This is a genomic window from Pseudomonas sp. K5002 (assembly GCF_013386655.1).
Classification (GTDB): domain Bacteria; phylum Pseudomonadota; class Gammaproteobacteria; order Pseudomonadales; family Pseudomonadaceae; genus Aquipseudomonas.
In genome coordinates, this window is the sequence record NZ_JACARK010000381.1 from 1 (window position 1) to 1283 (window position 1283).

General features: G+C 65.3%; 1 pseudogene. It reads right to left on the minus strand.

The features are described 5' to 3' along the window. Nucleotides 1-1283, minus strand: a pseudogene (locus tag HX846_RS18140) (hemagglutinin); the annotation flags it as partial.

The following is a 1283-nucleotide window of genomic DNA, read 5'->3' on the forward strand; positions in this document are numbered from 1 at the left end:
GGGCCCACAGCTTGCCCTGGCGCCCCGCCACTTCCGGGCGCAACGCCACCGACTCAGCCCCGCCCGGCAACTTTACGTTGGTGCCGGAAGGAATCAACGCGCCGCGCGGCAGCGGTATGTCGCCATTGAGGGTCACGTGGTTTTGCGTCGGGTTAAGCGCCTCGTAGTTCGTCGGCAACGGCACCCCTTTGGGCCAGGTCAGCGCCCCGAGCCGGGTGTCCTGGGTCAGCAGGCTGCCGGCGTCCAGCTGTGAGCCGGCCGCCAGGGTGTGTGCCTGGCTCAATAACGTGCCTGCGGCAAACAGCATATTGCCCGCGCTGTCGAACACCGCTGCGGCCAGTACCGTACCGGCGGCCACGCCCACGGCCTTGATCGGCAGGTCGTAGTTGAGCACGGTGCCCGCCGGGAAGGTCGTGCCGTCCGCCAGGGTGATGCCGTTACCCGGCACGATGATCGTGCCCCCGGTAAAGTCGATACCCGGCAACAACACCCAGCCCTTGTCATCGACGGTCTGTGGTGGCGGCGCAAAACCGTCGTTGATGCTGCCGTAAATATTCAGGTCGCCACCGGCGCGCAGGGTCAGGCTGCCCGACTCACCGGAGCCATACACCGAGGTTTTCTGGCTGTTGGGGTTGAGGCTGGCGTAACGGTAGCCGGACAGGTCCAGATCGCCCTGCACCACCAGGTCACCGTCCGCGGTCTTGCTGACGATTTCCACGCCCGGGCGCAGGTGGAAGGCATCGGCGTAGGTTGCATTGTTAAGCCCGGCGAGTTTGTTTTGCAGCAGGTTCTGGTTGAGCAATGCACCGTTGATAAAGGCCGTGCTCAGCACATGCTTGCCATCCAGGTAGGCCTGGTCGATCTGTTGGTAAGGCCGCCCGCTGGCCGTCGGATCGGAGACCAGTGGCGCATCGTCGTAACTGATCATGCCGTTGAGGGTGATCGAGCGCGCGCCCTGGATCGTCAGGCGGCCATGGGCATCGATGTTGATGTCGTTGCTGGTGCCATCGACGTTGATCAGCCGTGGTGCATTCAGTTCCAGGGTGCCGCGGTTGCGCCCGTCATTGCCCTGGACCGCCTCGGTGCCGTGGCGCAGGTCGATGCGTGCGCCATCGGCCAGGGTCAGTTGACCGGTGCCGGAGCCGAGCACCACCATGGCCCGGTTGGGCGAATCGATGATCTTGCCGTAGCTGTCCACCCGCAGCTTGCTGCCATGGGCGTCGAGTACCGCGCCGCCGTCCAGCGTCAGGCCGTGCTTGCCGGCCAGGTTGATGCTGCCGACG